The organism is Streptomyces sp. BK79, from assembly GCF_044142145.1.
Taxonomy (GTDB): domain Bacteria; phylum Actinomycetota; class Actinomycetes; order Streptomycetales; family Streptomycetaceae; genus Streptomyces.
In genome coordinates this window covers 113,941-132,590 of the sequence record NZ_JBHVOC010000025.1, presented here as the reverse complement: position 1 = coordinate 132,590, position 18,650 = coordinate 113,941, and the positions used below count along the sequence as shown (strand labels likewise).

16 protein-coding genes are annotated in these 18,650 nt (G+C 71.7%); 7 read left to right on the top strand and 9 right to left on the bottom strand.

The window, feature by feature from the left end; translation table 11 throughout:
- Positions 1–89 precede the first annotated feature (89 nt).
- Positions 90–1,772: a GAF domain-containing sensor histidine kinase gene (locus tag ACFIF2_RS28730; RefSeq protein WP_395576139.1), complete on the top strand. Its 1,683-nt coding sequence runs from the start codon at positions 90–92 to the stop codon at positions 1,770–1,772.
- A 118-nt stretch (positions 1,773–1,890) separates the two neighbouring features.
- Positions 1,891–2,940, top strand: coding sequence for a peptidoglycan DD-metalloendopeptidase family protein (locus ACFIF2_RS28725; protein ID WP_395576138.1), 1,050 nt, complete (start codon positions 1,891–1,893; stop codon positions 2,938–2,940).
- A 6-nt stretch (positions 2,941–2,946) separates the two neighbouring features.
- Here ACFIF2_RS28725 and ACFIF2_RS28720 read toward each other — a convergent pair whose 3' ends face one another.
- From ACFIF2_RS28720 to ACFIF2_RS28705, 4 genes are all read right to left on the bottom strand, one after another.
- Positions 2,947–3,834: an HAD family hydrolase gene (locus tag ACFIF2_RS28720; protein WP_395576137.1), complete on the bottom strand. Its 888-nt coding sequence runs from the start codon at positions 3,832–3,834 to the stop codon at positions 2,947–2,949.
- A 48-nt stretch (positions 3,835–3,882) separates the two neighbouring features.
- Positions 3,883–4,788 (bottom strand): LLM class flavin-dependent oxidoreductase, encoded by a 906-nt coding sequence (locus ACFIF2_RS28715; RefSeq protein WP_395576136.1) that lies wholly within the window; start codon positions 4,786–4,788, stop codon positions 3,883–3,885.
- A gap of 69 nt (positions 4,789–4,857) precedes the next feature.
- Entirely contained in the window at positions 4,858–5,439 is a 582-nt protein-coding gene (locus ACFIF2_RS28710) for an RNA 2'-phosphotransferase (RefSeq protein WP_395576135.1), read from the bottom strand.
- Between the two features lie 110 nt (positions 5,440–5,549).
- Positions 5,550–7,307, bottom strand: a complete 1,758-nt coding sequence (locus ACFIF2_RS28705; protein WP_395576134.1) for an SDR family oxidoreductase — start codon at positions 7,305–7,307, stop codon at positions 5,550–5,552.
- Positions 7,308–7,556: 249 nt separating this feature from the next.
- Between ACFIF2_RS28705 and ACFIF2_RS28700 the strand changes: the two genes are divergently transcribed.
- From ACFIF2_RS28700 to ACFIF2_RS28680, 5 genes are all read left to right on the top strand, one after another.
- Positions 7,557–8,519 (top strand): ABC transporter ATP-binding protein, encoded by a 963-nt coding sequence (locus ACFIF2_RS28700; RefSeq protein WP_395576133.1) that lies wholly within the window; start codon positions 7,557–7,559, stop codon positions 8,517–8,519.
- Positions 8,509–9,417, top strand: coding sequence for an ABC transporter permease (locus tag ACFIF2_RS28695; protein WP_395576132.1), 909 nt, complete (start codon positions 8,509–8,511; stop codon positions 9,415–9,417). Before ACFIF2_RS28700 ends, ACFIF2_RS28695 begins: the two co-directional genes overlap by 11 nt.
- Entirely contained in the window at positions 9,414–10,325 is a 912-nt protein-coding gene (locus ACFIF2_RS28690; RefSeq protein WP_395576131.1) for an ABC transporter ATP-binding protein, read from the top strand. Before ACFIF2_RS28695 ends, ACFIF2_RS28690 begins: the two co-directional genes overlap by 4 nt.
- Positions 10,326–10,336: 11 nt before the next feature.
- Entirely contained in the window at positions 10,337–11,056 is a 720-nt protein-coding gene (locus ACFIF2_RS28685) for an ABC transporter permease subunit (protein ID WP_395576130.1), read from the top strand.
- A gap of 123 nt (positions 11,057–11,179) precedes the next feature.
- A complete protein-coding gene (locus ACFIF2_RS28680) occupies positions 11,180–11,485 on the top strand; it encodes a hypothetical protein (RefSeq protein ID WP_395576129.1) in 306 nt (101 codons plus the stop codon).
- A 184-nt stretch (positions 11,486–11,669) separates the two neighbouring features.
- Here ACFIF2_RS28680 and ACFIF2_RS28675 read toward each other — a convergent pair whose 3' ends face one another.
- The 5 genes from ACFIF2_RS28675 to ACFIF2_RS28655 all read right to left on the bottom strand — a co-directional run bounded on the left by ACFIF2_RS28675 (position 11,670) and on the right by ACFIF2_RS28655 (position 18,641).
- Positions 11,670–12,500, bottom strand: coding sequence for an HAD family hydrolase (locus ACFIF2_RS28675; RefSeq protein WP_395576128.1), 831 nt, complete (start codon positions 12,498–12,500; stop codon positions 11,670–11,672).
- Positions 12,497–13,774, bottom strand: coding sequence for a serine--tRNA ligase (gene serS / locus ACFIF2_RS28670; protein WP_395576127.1), 1,278 nt, complete (start codon positions 13,772–13,774; stop codon positions 12,497–12,499). Before serS ends, ACFIF2_RS28675 begins: the two co-directional genes overlap by 4 nt.
- Positions 13,775–14,327: 553 nt before the next feature.
- Positions 14,328–15,260: a prephenate dehydratase gene (gene pheA, locus ACFIF2_RS28665; RefSeq protein WP_395576126.1), complete on the bottom strand. Its 933-nt coding sequence runs from the start codon at positions 15,258–15,260 to the stop codon at positions 14,328–14,330.
- Positions 15,261–15,303: 43 nt separating this feature from the next.
- Positions 15,304–16,626 (bottom strand): iron uptake transporter deferrochelatase/peroxidase subunit, encoded by a 1,323-nt coding sequence (gene efeB / locus ACFIF2_RS28660; protein ID WP_395576125.1) that lies wholly within the window; start codon positions 16,624–16,626, stop codon positions 15,304–15,306.
- A gap of 8 nt (positions 16,627–16,634) precedes the next feature.
- Complete coding sequence (locus ACFIF2_RS28655) at positions 16,635–18,641, bottom strand: copper resistance CopC/CopD family protein (protein ID WP_395576124.1); 2,007 nt, start codon at positions 18,639–18,641, stop codon at positions 16,635–16,637.
- Between the last annotated feature and the right edge of the window lie 9 nt (positions 18,642–18,650).

The following is an 18,650-nucleotide window of genomic DNA, read 5'->3' as shown; positions in this document are numbered from 1 at the left end:
GGCCCGGTCCCGAGGGTCACTCCGCGTCGCTCCGAAATTCCTGGGGAATCCGACTTTCCTGAACAAAAGCCGCTCATTAGGCTCAGGGCATGCCCCCAGCACCGCCCCCGGGCCACCAGCCGCCCGGCCAAGGGTCCTCGGCCGAGCTCCTGGCACGGGTGCCGAGACTGCTGGACGCGATGCTGGCCGTCGGCAGCGGCCTTGGGCTGCACTCCACGCTGAACCGCATCTGCGAGACGGCCGCCGACCTGGCCGACGCCCGCTACGCGGCCCTCGGTGTCATCGACGAGGGCGGCGACGGCCTCGCCGACTTCGTCTACCACGGTGTCGACGAGGCGGCCGTCCGCCGGATCGGTCACCTGCCCGACGGACGCAAGGGCCTGCTGGGTGCCCTCGTCCGCGATCCCGGGCCGGTCCTGCTGAGGGACCTGACCGAGGATCCGCGCTCGTGCGGCTTCCCCGAGCACCACCCACCGATGCGCGGCTTCCTCGGGGTCCCCATCCGCGTGCAGGGCGAGATCTTCGGCAATCTCTATCTGGCGGACAAGCGCGCCGGGGAGCCGTTCGACGACTCCGACCTCGCCATGGTCCGGGTGCTGGCCACGGAGGCCGGCATCGCCATCGGCAACGCACGGCTCCACGAGGCCGCCCAGCAGCGGGAGCGCTGGATCGACGGGTCGGTCGCCGTGACCACCGCGCTGCTGTCCGGCGGCGACATCGACGAGGCCCTCCAGGTCGTCGCCGAACAGTCCCGCCGGCTCTCCGGAGCGGCGGCCGGAATCGTGCTGCTGCCGGCCGAGGGGGGCGGCCTGGAGATCGCGGCCGTCGCCGCGCGGCACCCCGCGAAGGCCCTGGGCGAGGTCATCCCGCCGGAGAACGCCGTCGTCGCGGAACTGCTCGCCGGGCGCCCGGTGTTTGTGGACGACGCCGCCACCGATCCGCGCCTGGAGGCCGGGCCGGTACGCGCCTACGGCCCGATCATGCTGTTGCCGCTGGGCAGGGACGGGCGGGTCCTCGGCGGTCTCGTGATGCCGCGTGCCCGGGGGGAGCGTCCGTTCACCCGGACGGAGCGCGCGCTTGGCGACCGGTTCGCCTCCCAGGCCGCGCTGGCGCTGATGATGGCCGACGCCCAGCGCGACCGGGAGCGGCTCGCGGTCTACGAGGACCGCGACCGCATCGCCCGGGACCTGCACGACCTCGTCATCCAACGCCTGTTCGCCACGGGGATGATGCTGGAGAGCGCCCAGCGCGGGACGGCCGCGCCCGAGGTGCGCGACGGGGTGGGCGGGGCCGTGGACGAACTCGACGTCACCATTCAGGAGATCCGGTCGGCGATCTTCGCGCTGAGGCAGCCCGCCGAGGCCCCGGCGGGACTGCGCACACGGGTGCTGAACGAGATCACCATGGCCGCGGTGCCGCTCGGATTCACGCCCGCGCACCGCTTCGTCGGACCGGTCGACAGCGCCGTCGGTGACCTCACCGGCAAGCATCTCATCGCCGCGCTGCGCGAGACCCTGTCCAACGCCTTCCGGCACGCCCACGCCACGCGCATCGAGGTCGTCGTCGACGCGACGGTGACCCTGCCCGATGGCAGGCCGGGCGTGCGGCTGACCGTGGCGGACGACGGCGTCGGCGTTCCCGAGGGCGGACGGCGCAGCGGGCTGCACAACCTGGAACGCCGTGCCGACACCGTCGGCGGCAGCAGTCGGCTCGGGCCGGGTATCGGGGCGGACGGCGGGGGCACGACGGTGCTGTGGGAGGCGCCGTACTGAACGCGCGGGCCGCGATGCCCCATGTGCAGCAGCCGCGCTGGGCCGAGTGCAGCAAGCGTCCCCCACTTGCACGCCCAGAACGAGACCGTGCGCACCCACTCGGGCCACGATCGCTGACATGTGCTCACCTCGCCGACACCCGCTGCTCGTTCCGGTGCTGCTGTGCGCGCTCGCCGTGCTCGCGGCCCGCCCCACCGGCGCCGGGGACGAGGACGGAGGATCCGGCACGGCGCTCGGCGCGCGGGTGGCCCGGCTGTACGAGGACGCGGCGAAGGCCACCCGGCAGTACGAGGAGGGACGGCGCGAGGCGGAGACGCAGCGGTCGAAGGCCCTGGAGTACGAGAAGCGGCTGGACCGGCAGCGGCAGCGGATCGACGCCATGCATGAGGACCTGGGCCGTATCGCCCGCGCCCAGTACCGCAGCAGCGGCGGGCTGCCGCTGACCGCGCAGATGATCCTCGCCGACGACCCCGACGAGCTGATGCGCGGTCAGCGTGCGGTCTCGCGTGCGGATCTGTCCGTCAACACGGCCATCGGAAAGAGCCTGCGGGCCGAGGCCCGGCTCGCCGCCGACGAGGCCAGGGCACAGGCGGCCTGGCAGGCGCTGGAGCAGCGTAACGCCGATCTGGCGGCACTGAAGAAGAAGATCGAGGTCAAGCTGGAGGCGGCGCGTTCCCAGCTGGAGGGAGAGGCCGACGCCTCGGTCGCCGCGGGCTCGTGCCCCGGCGCGGTCCGTCTGGACCAGCCGGACGTGGGGGCCGGCCGCTCCTGGGTCGCACCGGTGGAGACGTACGACCTGTCGGCGTCCTTCGGCAGCGGGGGGTCGCGGTGGGCCGACCGGCACACCGGCCAGGACTTCGCGGTGCCGGTCGGCACCCCGGTGCGCTCGGTCGGCACGGGCCGCGTGGTGCGGGTGTCCTGCGGCGGTGCCTTCGGTATGCAGGTCGTGGTCCAGCACGCGGGCGGCTACTACACGCAGTACGCCCATCTCGCCGCCGTCGCCGTCGACCAGGGCGACCGGGTCGGCGCCGGGCAGTGGATCGGGCAGTCGGGCAGCACTGGCAACTCCACCGGGCCGCACCTGCACTTCGAGGTCCGGGTGACACCGGAGACGGGCTCGGCGCTGGACCCGGTGCCGTGGCTGACGCAGCGCGGGGTGCCGCTCTGACAGGCCCTAGGGCAGATCCGCCAGCATCCGCTCGATCACGACCGCCACGCCGTCGTCGTTGTTGGCGACCGTCCGGCCCGAAGCGGCGGCGATCACGTCCGGGTGGGCGTTGCCCATCGCGTACGACCGGCCCGCCCAGGTGAGCATCTCGACGTCGTTCGGCATGTCCCCGAAGGCGACGACCTCTTCGTGCGAGATGCCGCGCTCCGCACAGCACAGGGCGAGCGTGCTGGCCTTGGAGACCTCCGGCCCGCTGATCTCCAGCAGGGCGCTGGGGCTGGACCGGGTGACGTTGGCCCGGTCGCCGATGGCGAGGCGGGCCAGGGTGAGGAAGCCGTCGGGGTCCAGCTCGGGATGGAAGGCCAGGATCTTGAGGACCGGTTCGGTGGCGGCGCGACCGCCCGGTGCCAGGATCTCCTCGGCGGGCAGGAGATCGTCGGGGACCTCCATGTGGAGCTTCGGATACGCCGGCTCCTGATGGAAGCCGTACGTCTGCTCGACCGCGTACACCGTGCCGGGCGCGGCCTCGCGCAGCAGTCGTACGGCGTCCAGCGCGTTCTCCCGGGCCAGCTCCCGGACCTTCACGAACCGGTGCGCGCCGGGTCCGCCGTGCAGGTCGACCACGGCGGCGCCGTTGCCGCAGATGGCGAGGCCGTGGCCGTGGACGTGGGCACTGACGACGTCCATCCAGCGGGCGGGCCGACCGGTGACGAAGAAGACCTCGATGCCCGCCTTCTCGGCGGCGGCCAGTGCGGCGACCGTGCGTGGGGAGACCGACTTGTCGTCGCGCAGCAGCGTGCCGTCGAGGTCGGTGGCGATGAGCCGCGGGCGAAGCGTGGCGGCCGAGGGCTCGGGCTGTCGGGTCGCTGAGGTCACCGGGTCATTGTCACGCATATGCCTGCACGCCCGTGCGCGAGTCCGCACATCTGTGAGGTACGGCTCTCATCCTCGCAGCTGCGCCAGAGCCTCCATGGCGATGCGCTCGAAGACCTTCTCGTCCGCCGTGAAGTCCGAGTCCGGGATGGGCCAGTGGACGACGAGCTCGGTGAAGCCCAGGTCACGGTGGCGGCCGGCGAAGTCGACGAAGGCGTCCACGGACTCCAGCGGACGGCTTCGATCCGGTGTGAAGCCGGTGAGCAGGACCCTGTCCAGCTCGCTCACCTCGCGGCCGATCGCGGCACAGGCGTCGGCCAGCTTGTCGGCCTGTGCCCGCAGCGCCCGATCCGACTGTTCGGTGGTTCCGGTCTCGTACAGCTTCGGGTCACCGGTGGTCACCCACGCCTGCCCGTACTGGGCGGCGAGCCGCAGCCCTCGTGGCCCGGTCGCGGCCACCGCGAAGGGGAGCCGGGGCCGCTGGACGCAGCCGGGGATGTTGCGCGCCTCGTGTGCCGAGTAGTAGTCGCCCTCGTACGACACGGCGTCCTCGGTCAGCAGGCGGTCGAGCAGCGGAAGGAACTCGGCCAACCGGTCCGCCCGTTCACGCGGCGTCCACGGCTCCTGGCCGAGGGCGGTGGCGTCGGAACCGGTGCCGCCCGCTCCTATGCCCAGCGTGACCCGGCCGCCGGAGATGTCGTCGAGGGAGATCAGTTCCTTGGCGAGCGTCACCGGGTGCCGGAAGTTCGGCGAGGTCACCAGGGTGCCCAGGCGCAGCCGCTCGGTGACGGTGGCGGCGGCCGTGAGAGTCGGGACGGCACCGAACCACGGGCCGTCGCGGAAACTCCGCCAGGACAGGTGGTCGTAGGTGTACGCCGTGTGGAAGCCGAGCTGCTCGGCCCGTGTCCAGGTCGAACGGCCGCCTTCGTGCCAACGGCGGTACGGAAGGATCACGGTGCTCAGACGCAAGCTCATGCCTCCGAGCCTATGCGGCCGGTCCCCGTTTCACGTGAAACGGTCACCCGCGTCACCGTACGCGACGGATCAGCCACCGGCCGAGGGTGAAGGAGTGAGGGGAAAGCGCACGTACCGCGGCGGTACGTGCCTCGTCAGCCAGACCCCGTTCGCGCTGACGTGGAAGACGTGCCCGTCCCGGTGCATGGCGCCGGCATCCACGGGCAGGACGACCGGCCGGCCGCGACGGGCACCCACCCGGGTCGCGGTCTCACGGTCCTTGGAGAGATGCACATCGTGCCGGTTCATCGGCCTCAGCCCTTCGGCGCGGATCGCGTCCAGATGCCGGGCCACCGTCCCGTGGTAGAGGTACGCGGGCGGCGTCGCCGGGGCCAGCCCGAGGTCCACGTCGACGCTGTGGCCCTGGCTGGCCCGGATCCGGTTGCCCTCGATCGCGAAGCGCCGTTTGTCGTTGGTGGCGACCACGTGGTCCAGCTCTTCGCGCGTGAAACGGAAGCCGTGCGCCGCCGCGGCGGCGATCAGCGTGTCGATCTCGACCCAGCCGGCCTCGTCGAGCGTGAGCCCGATCCTGTCCGGCTGGTGACGCAGATGCTTCGACAGGTACTTGGACACGCGCACGGTCCGCCCGTCGTCATGGTGACTCTGATGCATGCGACCAGACTGCCGAGCGAGACGGGCGTCACGCGATCGATTTCGCCGGGGAGGTTTGATCCACAGTCAAGTCAAGTTATCCACAGGCTGGTTGGGGCTTCCTGTGGAAACTACAGCGGTGGTTTCACGCGTGCGAGCCTCCTCAGCGCGCCGGGAAGGACACGCGACAAGAGGTGGGCGCCCCGCGCCTCCGGGGTCACCGGAACCACGGCCCGGTCGTGCACGACCGCCTCCAGGACGGCGACGGCCACCTTCTCCGGCGGGTAGTTGCGCAGCCTGTACAGCCGCGCCGATCGCTGCTGCCGACGCCGTTCCTCCTGTGCGTCGACGCCTGCGAAGTGCGCGGTCGAGGTGATGTTGGTGTTGACCAGGCCGGGGCAGATCGCCGTGACACCGATCCCCTGACCGGCCAGTTCGGCGCGCAGGCACTCGCTCAGCATCAGCACGGCCGCCTTGGAGGTGCTGTAGGCGGGCAGCGCCCGGGACGGCTGGAACGCCGCGGCCGAAGCGATGGTGACGATGTGGCCGCCCTGCCCGCGCTCGGCCATCCGCCGCCCGAAGAGGCGGCAGCCGTGGATCACACCCCACAGGTTGACGTCGAGGACCTTCTTCCAGTCCTCCGGTGTGGTGTCGAAGAAGGAGCCCGACATGCCGATCCCGGCGTTGTTCACCAGGATGTCGACCACGCCGTACTCGGCGGCGACCTTGTCCGCGAGTTTCTCCATGGCCTGCTCGTCGGAGACGTCGACGGTCTCCGCCCAGGCCTGCCGCGCACCCATCAGCCGGGACAGCTCCGCGGTGCGGGCGGCCGCCTCGGCGTCCCGGTCGACGGCCACCACCCGCGCGCCGGCCTCGGCGAAGGCGAACGCCGTCGCCCGCCCGATGCCGTTTCCCGCCCCGGTGACCAGCACCAGCTGCCCGCCGAAGCGGTCGGCGTGCCTGCCCTTCGCCACCCCCTCGGGCCGTCCGCCCTCGACCGCGGTGACGAACTCCGTGATCCAGTCCGCCAGCCGGTCCGGCCTCGTGCGCGGCACCCAGTGCTTCGCGGGCAGCGTGCGACGCGTCAGCCGCGGCGCCCACACCTCCAGTCCGTCGTAGAGCCGCTCCGACAGGAACGCGTCCCCGAGGGGCGTGATGAGCTGCACGGGCGCGTGCGCGTAGGCGTCCGCGCGCGGGCGGCGCAGCCGGGGCCGGACGTTGTCCCGGTACAGCCACGCCCCGTGGGCCGCGTCCGTCGGCAGGGACGGGGTCGGGTAGTCACCGCCGGGAACCTTCTCCAGGCGCCGCAGGATGCCCGGCCAGCGCTTGCCGAGAGGGCCGCGCCAGGCCAGTTCGGGCAGCACGGGGGTGTGCAGCAGGTAGACGTACCAGGACTTCGCGCCCTGGCCCAGGAGTTGGCCCACCCGGCGTGGGGTGGGACGCCTGAGCCGCTTGTTGATCCAGTGCCCGAAGTGGTCGAGGGACGGCCCCGACATCGACGTGAAGGAGGCGATGCGGCCCTCGGTCCGCTCGACCGTGACGAACTCCCAGGACTGCACCGAGCCCCAGTCGTGGCCCACCAAATGCACCGGGCGGTCGGGGCTGACGGCGTCCGCCACGGCCAGGAAGTCGTCCGTCAGCTTCTCCAGCGTGAACCCCCCGCGCAGCGGGCTCGGCGCGGTGGACCGCCCGTGGCCCCGCACGTCGTAGAGGACCACGTGGAAGCGGTCGGCGAGGCGGCCGGCCACCTCGGACCAGACCTCCTTGCTGTCCGGGTAGCCGTGCACCAGAACGACCGTGGGCTGCCGCGGGTCGCCCAGCTCGGCCACGCACAGCTCGACCCCGCCCGTGCGTACCCAGCGCTCCCGCGCACCGTCCAGCACCGTCATCTCTCCTCCGCCCGGCGCCGCCCGTGCGGCACTCGTCGTCCAGCCAGCAGGTGGCGTCGCCGAATCTCCCAGTCGTTAGACCCGGCGTCAATAGGACGGTCGCGCGGGGCCGGAGGGTTGTGGAGGGCCGTTCCGTAGCTCTCAGGCACGGCAACCCCTACGGGCCCGTACTACTCGAGTCTGACGCGAAGACGGCTCTCCGGTCTGACGACCGCAGTGGCGCCCGTCACTACTGTCGTGGATGTGACTGTGATCGCGACCGAAAGCCTGAGCAAGCGGTTCCCCCGGGTGACCGCGCTCGACCGGCTCTCCGTGGACGTCGGACCCGGTGTGACCGGACTCGTCGGTGCCAACGGCGCCGGCAAATCCACCCTGATCAAGATCCTGCTGGGTCTGTCTCCCGCCACCGAGGGCCGGGCCGAAGTGCTCGGACTCGATGTCGCCACCAAGGGCGCCGACATCCGCGAGCGAGTCGGCTACATGCCGGAACACGACTGCCTGCCGCCCGACGTCTCGGCCACCGAGTTCGTCGTCCACATGGCACGCATGTCCGGCCTCCCGCCCACCGCCGCCCGCGAACGCACGGCCGACACCCTGCGCCACGTCGGCCTGTACGAGGAGCGCTACCGGCCCATCGGCGGCTACTCCACCGGCATGAAGCAGCGCGTGAAGCTCGCCCAGGCCCTGGTGCACGACCCCCAGCTGGTCTTCCTCGACGAGCCGACCAACGGCCTCGACCCGGTCGGCCGTGACGAGATGCTCGGCCTCATCCGCCGCATCCACACCGACTTCGGCATCTCCGTCCTGGTCACCTCGCACCTGCTGGGCGAACTGGAACGCACCTGCGACCACGTCGTCGTCGTGGACGGCGGCAAGCTGCTGCGCTCCAGCTCCACCACCGACTTCACCCAGAGCACCACGACCCTCGCGATCGAGGTCACCGACACCGACGACCACCCCGACGGCACCCGCGCGGTGCGCGACGCGCTCCACGCGCGCGGGGTGACCGTCCAGGACGGCAGCGGCCTTCCCGGCGCCGGTCACGTCCTGCTGCTCACCGCGTCGGGCGAAGAGACGTACGACCTGGTCAGGGACGTCATCGCCGATCTCGGTCTCGGCCTGGTGCGCATGGAGCAGCGCCGGCACCACATCGCGGAGGTCTTCCAGGACAGCGACGCAGAACGGAAGGAGGCGGTCGGCCATGGCAGCTGAACAGCCCACAGCCACGGTTCCGGGCGACCAGACCCGCATCCACAACATCGGCTACCGCAGCTACGACGGCCCCCGCCTCGGCCGCGCCTACGCCCGCCGCTCGCTGTACTCGCAGTCCCTGCGCGGCGCCTACGGCCTCGGCCGTTCGGCCAAGTCCAAGGTGCTGCCGATGCTGCTGTTCGTGGTGATGTGCCTGCCCGCGGCCATCATGGTCGCCGTCGCCGTCGCCACCAAGGCCGGCGACCTGCCCCTGGACTACACGCGCTACGCGATCGTCCTCCAGGCCGTCATCAGCCTGTACGTCGCCTCCCAGGCCCCCCAGTCCGTCTCGCGCGACCTGCGCTTCAAGACCGTGCCGCTGTACTTCTCGCGGCCCATCGAGACCGCCGACTACGTCCGCGCCAAGTACGCGGCACTGGCCTCGGCCCTGTTCCTCCTCACCGCCGCACCGCTGCTCGTGCTCTACGTGGGCGCGCTGCTCGCCGAACTCGACTTCGCGGACCAGACCAAGGGATTCGCACAGGGACTCGTCTCCGTGGCACTGCTCTCGCTCCTCTTCGCCGGCCTCGGCCTCGTCGTCGCGTCGGTCACCCCGCGCCGCGGCTTCGGCATCGCGGCCGTCATCGCCGTGCTGACCATCACCTACGGAGCGGTCTCCACCCTCCAGGCCATCGCGGACGTCCAGGGCAGCAGCGACGCCGTCGCCTGGATCGGCCTGTTCTCGCCGATCACCCTCATCGACGGAGTGTCGTCGGCCTTCCTCGGCGCCACCTCGGCCTTCCCCGGCGGGATCGGCCCGAGCAACGCCGAGGGCGCGGTCTACGTCCTCGTCACCCTCGGCCTGATCGCCGGCGCCTACGGCCTGCTGATGCGCCGCTACAAGAAGGTGGGACTGTGACCACGCTGAACATCGACCACGTCTCCCGCTGGTTCGGCAACGTGGTCGCCGTCAACGACATCACCATGACGATCGGCCCCGGCGTCACCGGCCTCCTCGGCCCCAACGGCGCGGGGAAGTCCACCCTCATCAACATGATGGGCGGCTTCCTCGCCCCCTCCACCGGCACGGTCACCCTCGACGGGCAGCCGGTGTGGCGCAACGAGGCCATCTACCAGCACATCGGCATCGTCCCCGAGCGCGAGGCGATGTATGACTTCCTCACCGGCCGCGAGTTCGTCCTCGCCAACGCCGAACTGCACGGCCTCGGCGCCAAGGCGGCCGACGAGGCGCTCGCCACGGTCGAGATGGCCCACGCGCAGGACCGCAAGATCGCCACGTACTCCAAGGGCATGCGGCAGCGCGTGAAGATGGCGAGCGCCCTCGTCCACAACCCCTCGCTGCTGCTCCTGGACGAGCCCTTCAACGGCATGGACCCACGCCAGCGCATGCAGCTCATGGATCTGCTGCGGCGCATGGGCGACGAGGGCCGCACGGTGCTGTTCTCCTCGCACATCCTCGAAGAGGTCGAGCAGCTCGCCTGGCACATCGAGGTCATCGTCGCCGGACGGCACGCGGCCGGCGGCGACTTCCGCAAGATCCGCCGCCTGATGACCGACCGGCCGCACCGCTACCTGGTGCGCTCCAGCGACGACCGGGCCCTTGCGGCGGCGCTCATCGCCGACCCCTCGACCTCCGGCATCGAGGTCGACCTCGCCGAGGGCGCCCTGCGCGTCCAGGCCGTCGACTTCGGCCGGTTCACGGCCCTGCTGCCCAAGGTCGCCCGCGACCACGGCATCCGGCTGCTCACGGTCTCGCCGTCGGACGAGTCCCTCGAGTCCGTCTTCTCGTATCTCGTCGCGGCGTAGGAGGCCGAAGAATGTACGACCCCACAGTCGCCCGGCTCACCTACCGAGCCCTGCTCGGCCGCCGCCGGGCCCTCATCCTCGGCGCGCTCCCCCTGCTGCTGCTCGTCATCGCCGTGGCGGTGCGCGCGCTCGCCGGAGCCGACGACCAGACCGCGGCCGACGTGCTGGGCGGGTTCGCGCTGGCCACCATGGTGCCGATCATCGGTGTCATCGCCGGTACCGGAGCCATCGGCCCCGAGATCGACGACGGCTCGGTGGTGTACCTGCTGTCCAAGCCGATCAAGCGGCCGACGATCATCTTCACCAAGCTGATCGTCGCCGTCGCCGTGACGATGGTCTTCTCCGCCGTGCCCACGCTCCTCGCCGGCCTGATCCTCAACGGCAACGGCCAGCAGGTCGCCGTCGCCTACACCATCGCCGCGCTGGTCGCCTCCATCGCGTACGCCGCGCTGTTCCTGCTGCTGGGCACGGTGTCCCGGCACGCGGTGGTCTTCGGACTCGTCTACGCCCTGGTCTGGGAGGCCCTGTTCGGCTCCCTGGTGCCCGGCGCCCGCACCCTGAGCGTCCAGCAGTGGTCGCTGGCGGTCGCCCAGAAGGTCGCCGACGGGGACCTGGTGACCTCCGACGTCGGCCTGCCCACCGCGATCGTGCTGCTCGCCGGGGTCACCGTCCTCGCGACCTGGTACGCCGGCCAGAAGCTGCGGTCGCTGACGCTCGCCGGGGAGGAGTGAGCGGCCCCCGGACCTGACGGGGCCTTCACCCCGGCCCGGGCACACTGGGCCGGGGGCGTACGGGAACGGCGTCCCCGTACGGGAGGTGCGAGGACGCACGGGACGCAGGCCGGGAGGACCGGGATGACGGACCAGAAACCTCAGCACGACGGCCGCGGACAGCCGGAGGAAGGCTCCACCGCGGACGGCTCCGGGCGGGAGACCGCCGGCGGCGACACCGGCGACACCGGCGACGGCGCCTGGGAGGGCATCGTCCTGGACGAGGACTTCGTCCGCGACGCCGGGACCGCCGAGCCCTCGGCCCGCGCCCGGATGCTCGCCGCCCGCTGGCGCTGCGAGAAGCCGGAACCGCAGCCGTGGCGCTCGGACGAGCCGCCCGCCGGCTGGTTCTTCAGCAAGGGCCGACGCCGCGGGTGGCGCAGGCGGTAAGGCGGCGTACGTCCGCTTTTAATCGGTGGCGCCCGGCTTTCCGTACCGGCACTGTGGTCACTGCACGAGGCCGGACGGCGCCGGTGCGAAGGGCGGCCGCTTCGAGCACGCGGGACGCCTCGCGTGGGCCGACCGACGGGGACGCCGGCGCCGTCCGGGCCGTGCGGTCAGCACCAGGGCGACGTCAGCCCGACAACCGCTCCAGGACCACCGCGATGCCGTCCTCGTCGTTCGACGACGTCACCTCGTCGGCCACGGCCTTCAACTCCGCGTGGGCGTTGGCCATCGCCACTCCCCGGGCGGCCCAGCCGAACATCGGGACGTCGTTGGGCATGTCGCCGAAGGCGATCGTGTCCGCGGCCTTCAGCCCGAGCCGGCGCGCCGCCAGCGACAGGCCCGTGGCCTTGGACAGCCCGAGGGGGAGCAGCTCGACGATGCCCGCGCCGGCCATGACGACCGTGACGAAACCGCCCGCGGTGCGCCGGGCCGCCTCCGCCAGTTCGTCGTCGGACAGCGTCGGATGCTGGATGTAGATCTTGTTCAGCGGCGCCGACCACAGATCCGAGGCGTCGGTGAACGGCACCGCCGGCAGATCGCCGCCGACCGCGTAGCCCGGACCGACCAGGACGTCACCGTCCAGGCCGTCGCGACTCGCCGCCAGGTACAGCGGGCCGGTCTCCGCCTCGATCTTGGCCAGCGCCACCCCGGCGAGCTGGCGGTCCAGCGTGACCGAGGTCAGCAGCCGGTGCTCGCCCGCGTGGTAGACCTGCGCGCCCTGACCGCAGACGGCCAGACCGTCGTAACCGAGGTCGTCGAGGATGTGCCGGGTCCACGGGACCGCGCGGCCGGTGACCACGATGTGGGCCGCGCCCGCCGCGGTGGCAGCGGCGAGCGCGTCACGGGTGCGCTGCGAGATCGTGTCGTCGCCGCGCAGCAGCGTGCCGTCGAGATCGGTCGCGATCAGCCGGTACGGGAAGTCCCTCGTGGAACTCCCCGCGGTTTCGGTGTCGGTCACTTGGCCACCGGTTCCAGGACCTCCCGGCCGCCCAGGTACGGGCGCAGCACCTCGGGCACACGCACCGAACCGTCGGCCTGCTGGTGGTTCTCCAGGATCGCCACGATCGTGCGCGGTACGGCGCACAGCGTGCCGTTGAGCGTGGCCAGCGGGCGCACCTTCTTGTCCTCGCGGACGCGGATCGACAGCCGGCGCGACTGGAACTCGGTGCAGTCCGAGGTCGAGGTCAGCTCGCGGTACTTGCCCTGGGTCGGGATCCAGGCCTCGCAGTCGTACTTGCGCGAGGCCGAGGCGCCCAGGTCGGCCGAGGCCACGTCGATCACCCGGAACGGCAGCTCCAGCGACGTGAGCCACTGCTTCTCCCACTCCAGCAGGCGCTGGTGCTCGGCCTGCGAGTCCTCGGGGAGGACGTAGGAGAACATCTCGACCTTGTCGAACTGGTGCACCCGGAAGATGCCCTTGGTGTCCTTGCCGTGCGAGCCCGCCTCGCGGCGGAAGCAGGGCGAGAAACCGGCGTAGCGCAGCGGGAGCCGGTCCGCGTCGAGGATCTCGTCCATGTGGTACGCGGCGAGCGGCACCTCGGACGTGCCGACCAGGTACAGGTCGTCCTTGTCGAGGTGGTAGACGTCCTGGGCGGCCTGGCCGAGAAAGCCGGTGCCGGCCATCGACTGCGGGCGCACCAGCGCCGGGGTCAGCATCGGCGTGAAGCCGGCCGCCGTGGCCTGGGCGATCGCCGCGTTGACCAGGGCGAGCTCCAGGAGCGCGCCGACGCCGGTCAGGAAGTAGAAGCGCGAGCCGGAGACCTTGGCGCCGCGCTCGACGTCGATTGCGCCGAGCAGCTGGCCCAGCTCCAGGTGGTCCCGGGGTTCGAAGCCCTCGGCCGCGAAGTCGCGGTGCGTGCCGTGCGTCTCCAGCGTGACGAAGTCCTCCTCGCCGCCGACGGGGACGTCGGGGTGGACGAGGTTCCCGAGCCGCTGGAGCAGCTCCTGGGTCTGGGCGTCGGCCGCGTCGCGCTCGGCGTCGGCGGCCTTGACGTCGGCGGCGAGCTGGCTCGCCCGCTTCAGCAGCTCGGCCTTCTCGTCGCCGGTGGCCTTGCCGATGAGCTTGCCGAGGCCCTTCTGCTCGCCTCGCAGCTCGTCGAAGCGGACGCCGGACGACCTGCGCCGCTCGTCGGCAGACAGGAGGGAGTCGACGAGCGCGACATCCTCTCCACGGGCGCGCTGCGACGCGCGCACACGGTCAGGGTCCTCACGGAGCAGGCGAAGGTCAATCACGCGGTCAAGGCTACCGGTGTGCGGTGACGGGTCTCGACTCACTATTGCCGAACCCGGTGCGCAGGTTCCGTTATGCGGGTATTGCCCGCTGTGTTCCTTGTGTTTCCGCTTGTCAAGGAAAGAAGATCCGGTCCCTTGAACGGGGCAGTGGGCGGAGGGCTGGTTGACTGGATTCCCTTGTGGAGGACGGGACTTGGGCCGTCGTTGTCCACAGGAATCCACAGCCGGGAAAAGTTATCCACAGGCTGTGCGCAACATCTGTGGAATCCCCGGAAGTGATCATTCCTCATTGCGGAGAGGGGTTCTTCAAACCCTCCACGCCCCCACTTTCGAGTGGAAACGGGGCGCTCGGTGTCACTCCGGAGGATGGCGGGCGAGAAACAGGTGGACGAGGGGTGACCTGGGCGCCTGTGGACGGAGTGGGTGCCTGTGGGGGGATATGTCGACTGAATGCCGTTTCGTTGTCGACTTGTCCCCAGGTCGAGAAGCAGACCTGTGGATAACTTCTGTGGACAACGACAATCAGCAGGTACGACCGGCCGGACTCCAGCGGTCAGAACCGGCCGTCCTGGCAGCGCGCCACCCAGTCCGCCGCCGCGACGAAGTCCGCGTCCGACGTCCCCGGCCGCAGCGAGGCCACGTCCGTCGACACGACCTCCGCACGCGGGTACGACCCGAGGTAGCGCACCTGGAGGCAGGACCGCTTCAGGCCCATCAGGGCATCGGCCACCCGACGGTCGGAGATGTGCCCCTCGGCGTCGATGCAGAAGCAGTAGTTGCCGATGCCGGCCCCGGTGGGCCGGGACTGCAGCAGCATCAGGTTGATGCCCCGGGTGGCGAACTCGCCCAGCAGGTCGCGCAGGCCGCCGGGGTGGTCGTCGCGCTGCCAGAGCACGACGGACGTCTTGTCGGCGCCGGTGGGCGCGGCGGGCCGGGCGGGGCGGCCGACGAGCACGAAGCGTGTCTGGGCGTTCTTCGCGTCGTGGATGTCGGCCTCCAGCACCTCCAGTCCGTAGCGCTCCGCGGCGAACTCGCCGGCGAACGCGGCGTCGTACCGGCCTTCCTGGACCAGGCGGGCGCCGTCCGCGTTGGACGCGGCGGACTCCCAGGCGACCTCGGGGAGGTGGGCCTTGAGCCAGTTGCGTACCTGGGGCTGGGCCGCCGGGTGGGCGGTGACCGTCTTGATGTCGGACAGCTTGGTGCCGGGACGGACCAGCAGCGCGAAGGTGATGGACAGCAGCACCTCGCGGTAGATCATCAGCGGCTGGCCGGCGACCAGCTCGTCGAGGGTGGTGGTGATGCCGCCCTCTACGGAGTTCTCGATCGGCACGAACGCGGCCTCGGCCTCGCCGGTGCGTACCGCGTCGAGCGCGGACTGGACGGATACGTACGGGACCAGCTCCCGGGTCGCCGTCTCCGGAAGGGTGCGCAGGGCGACTTCGGTGAAGGTGCCTTCAGGGCCGAGATACGCGTAACTGGCTGGCATGTCCTCACCCTAATGGGCCCGGGGAGACGGGGCTCACGCCTTGTCACCCCTCCAGCAGCCGCTGCCCCACGTACTCGCCCTCCGCCGCGCCGCCCGGCACCGCGAACAGGCCGCTGGCCTCGTGCCGGATGAACTGCGACAGCGCGTCTCCTCGGTCCAGCTTGCGCTGCACCGGCACGAAGCCGCGCAGCGGATCGGCCTGCCAGCAGATGAAGAGCAGGCCCGCGTCCGGGACGCCGTCCGTGCCGAAGCCGTCGTGGTACGAGAAGGGGCGGCGGAGCATGGCCGCGCCGCCGTTCTGGTCGGGGCGGCTGATGCGGGCGTGGGCGTTGATCGGGATGACCAGGTCCCCGGCCGCGTCCGTCTTCTCCAGGTCCATGTCGGTGGTCTCGGTGCCCCCGGACAGCGGTGCCCCGTCGGACTTCCGGCGCCCGATGACCTCCTCCTGCGCCGTGCGGGAGAGGGCTTCCCAGTCGTCGAGGAGCATGCGGATCCGGCGTACGACGGCGTAGGAGCCGTTCGCCATCCACGCCGGCTCGTTCTTCCCCGGCTGCTCGGGGACGAAGATCCGCCGGTCGAAGTCGGACTCGGCCGGCTTCGGGTTCCGGGTGCCGTCCACCTGGCCCATGAGGTTGCGGGTCGTCATGGGGTGCGCGGTGGCGCCCGGCGAGCGGTTGAAGCCGTTCATCTGCCAGCGGACGCGGGCGGCCGTCCCGGCGTCCCGCTGGATGGCGCGCAGGGCGTGGAAGGCGACCAGGGCGTCGTCGGCGCCGATCTGCACCCACAGGTCGCCGTTGCTGCGGTTCTTGTCGAGGTGGTCGGAGGAGAAGTCGGGCAGCGGGTCGAGGGCGACCGGACGCCGCTCGGCCAGGCCGGTCCGGCCGAAGAAGCTGTGCCCGAAACCGAAGGTGACGGTGAGCGAGGACGGCCCCGCGTCCCGGGCCACGTCCGTGTCGCGGGAGGCGGTCGGTTCGCCGACCATGAGCCGCCGGGCGGTGTCCGACCAGCGTCGCAGCAGCGCGGCGGCCTCCTTGCGTCCGGCGCCCGCCGCGAGGTCGAAGGCGACGAGGTGGCCGCAGGCCTGCATGGGGGTGGTGATGCCGGGCTGATGTTTCCCGTGAAACATCACCCGTTCGCTGCCCAGCGAGGTGAGCGGTGTGGCCGCGGAGGAGGGGGCGGCGGCGTAGCCCGCGGCACCGCCCGCCGCGCCGAGCACGAGCCCGGTGGCACCGGCGGTGCCGAGCAGTCGCCGCCGGGTGATGCCCTCGCGGGCGGTGGTGTTCCCGGAGTCGTGCGGCCCCGGTCCGCCGGACGCCCCGTGGGGGGCGTCCGGGGTCCGGGCCTGCGGGAGGGACTGGTCAGCCATGGTGCGGTTCAGCCGATCTGCGTGTTCTTGGAGACGGTCATCTGGTCGATGTCGGAGGTCCGTACGGTGACGGCGACCTCCCAGTCGCCGGCCATCGGGACCTGGACTCCGCTCGCCGACCAGTGTCCGGTGGTGATGTGGTCGGGGACCACGGGCAGCGGCCCGATGTCCTTGGCCTTGAGGGTGAAGGCGACCTTCACCTCGGGGACGTCGAAGGCGTTCCCGTCCGGGTTCTCGACGTAGAGGTGCAGGTCGTTGGCGCCCACGCGGGCGGGGTCGAGCTCGACCCGTACGACACCCTTGCCGTTCGGGCCGCCGGTGTCGAAGGGCATGTCCAGGCTGACGGCCCCGGTGGCGGGGGTGGACGTGGAGACGGAGGACTGACCCGCGGCCTTGGCCTCCTCCTCGGTCCGGCCCGGCTCGGTCTGGGTCAGGACGGTGGTGACGGCGAGCAGGACGACGGCGACGCCCGCCTCCGCGAGCACGGAGCGGCGCAGCCCGAAGCGGTGGGGGTCGGAGTCCCGTTGCCGTTTCTGCCGGGCGGCGTCCACGGCAGCGCGCTGCCGGGCGAGCTGGGCGGCCCGCCGGGAGTCACCGGGATTCTTCGCCGTGCCGGATGCGGTGCCCGCGCCTTTCGCCGTGCCGACGGCCTTGCCCGCGCCCTTCGCCGCGCCGGTTGCGGTGTCCGCGCCTTTCGCCGTGCCGGACCCCTTCTCGGCGCTCTTGGGCGCTCCGACTTCCTCCTTCTCGCGTTCCTTCTCCCGCCGACGGAGCACCGCGGGCGCGGCCTCCGCCAGTTGTGCCGTCCACCGACGTGAGAGGTAGGCGACGCCGACCAGCACCGCCACGAGCCCGATCTTGACGAGCAGCAGCTGTCCGTACCGGGTGTCGGTGAAGGCCGTCCAGGAGCCCAGCTGGCGCCAGGACTGGTAGGTGCCGGTCAGGACCAGCGCGATCACGCTGCCGAAGGCGATGCGCGAGAACCGGCGTACGGCCGCTGCGGGGACGGGCGTGTCCGCGGGCGCCCGGTACAGGGCGACGAGGAGGGTGGTGAGGCCGCCGAGCCAGGCGGCGACGGCGAGCAGGTGGACGACGTCGACCGGCATGGCGAGGCCGGCCTGGAGGCCGACGGAGGCGTGCTCGGACATCGCCCAGGTGGCCGCGAGCCCCGCCGCCACGACCGCCCCGCCGATGGCCAGCCCGAAGGTGAGGTCCCGTTTCTCCTCGTCCTCACGCTTGTCGTACGCCCCGAAGAGCACGGCGACGAACAGCGCGGCCGCGGCGAGCAGCAGCAGCCGGGAGACGAGGGCGGCGCCGGTCTTGGTCTGCAGCACCTCGCCGAGCAGGTTCAGGTCGAAGACGTCGCCGAACGTCCCGGAGCCGGTGTAGGAACCGCGCAGCAGGAGCAGCAGCAGGGTGGCGGCGGTCAGCGCGAGCCAACCGGCGACCACCAGGCGTTGCACCACCCGCACCCCCGAGCCGCGCGGCCAGCAGGCCAGGACGAAGGCGGCACCGCCGACCAGCACGGTGAACCCGGCGTACGACACGTACCGTCCGAGGCCGTACAGCCAGCCGACGGGTCCCTCGCCGGCCTCCGTGGTGTACACGGAGACCGAGGTCTCGGACGGGGCGCCGACGGAGAAGGTGTACGCGCCGGCCACGGGGTGGCTGTCGGCGGAGACGACCTGGTAGGTCACCGTGTACGTGCCGTCGGGCAGCCCGGCGTGCAGTTTCACGGTGTAGGTCGTGCCGCCGGTGCCGGCCGGCCGTCCGTCGTCGACGCGCTTGCCCTTGGGGTCGAGGACGCGCAGCGAGTCGTCGTCCATGGAGACCGACTCGGAGAAGGTGAGCGACACCTGGGCCGGAGCCTTGTCGACCACCGCCCCCTGCCGGGGGTCGCTGCTGGTCAGTGCGGCGTGCGCGGAGGCGGGCCCGGCGCCGGCGAGCAGCGCGCAGGCCGCGGCCAGGAGCAGCAGCACCAGGGTCCGCAGGCGCGGGGCGGTGGTCTGCGTCACGGTGGTCCC

Bases quoted from the DNA above. Each gene is read 5' to 3' on its own strand.
- ACFIF2_RS28730 (WP_395576139.1), top strand. From the start codon at position 90: ATGCCCCCAGCACCGCCCCCGGGCCACCAGCCGCCCGGCCAAGGGTCC.
- ACFIF2_RS28725 (WP_395576138.1), top strand. From the start codon at position 1,891: ATGTGCTCACCTCGCCGACACCCGCTGCTCGTTCCGGTGCTGCTGTGC.
- ACFIF2_RS28720 (WP_395576137.1), bottom strand. From the start codon at position 3,834: ATGCGTGACAATGACCCGGTGACCTCAGCGACCCGACAGCCCGAGCCC.
- ACFIF2_RS28715 (WP_395576136.1), bottom strand. From the start codon at position 4,788: ATGAGCTTGCGTCTGAGCACCGTGATCCTTCCGTACCGCCGTTGGCAC.
- ACFIF2_RS28710 (WP_395576135.1), bottom strand. From the start codon at position 5,439: ATGCATCAGAGTCACCATGACGACGGGCGGACCGTGCGCGTGTCCAAG.
- ACFIF2_RS28705 (WP_395576134.1), bottom strand. From the start codon at position 7,307: ATGACGGTGCTGGACGGTGCGCGGGAGCGCTGGGTACGCACGGGCGGG.
- ACFIF2_RS28695 (WP_395576132.1), top strand. From the start codon at position 8,509: ATGGCAGCTGAACAGCCCACAGCCACGGTTCCGGGCGACCAGACCCGC.
- ACFIF2_RS28685 (WP_395576130.1), top strand. From the start codon at position 10,337: ATGTACGACCCCACAGTCGCCCGGCTCACCTACCGAGCCCTGCTCGGC.
- ACFIF2_RS28680 (WP_395576129.1), top strand. From the start codon at position 11,180: ATGACGGACCAGAAACCTCAGCACGACGGCCGCGGACAGCCGGAGGAA.
- pheA (WP_395576126.1), bottom strand. From the start codon at position 15,260: ATGCCAGCCAGTTACGCGTATCTCGGCCCTGAAGGCACCTTCACCGAA.
- efeB (WP_395576125.1), bottom strand. From the start codon at position 16,626: ATGGCTGACCAGTCCCTCCCGCAGGCCCGGACCCCGGACGCCCCCCAC.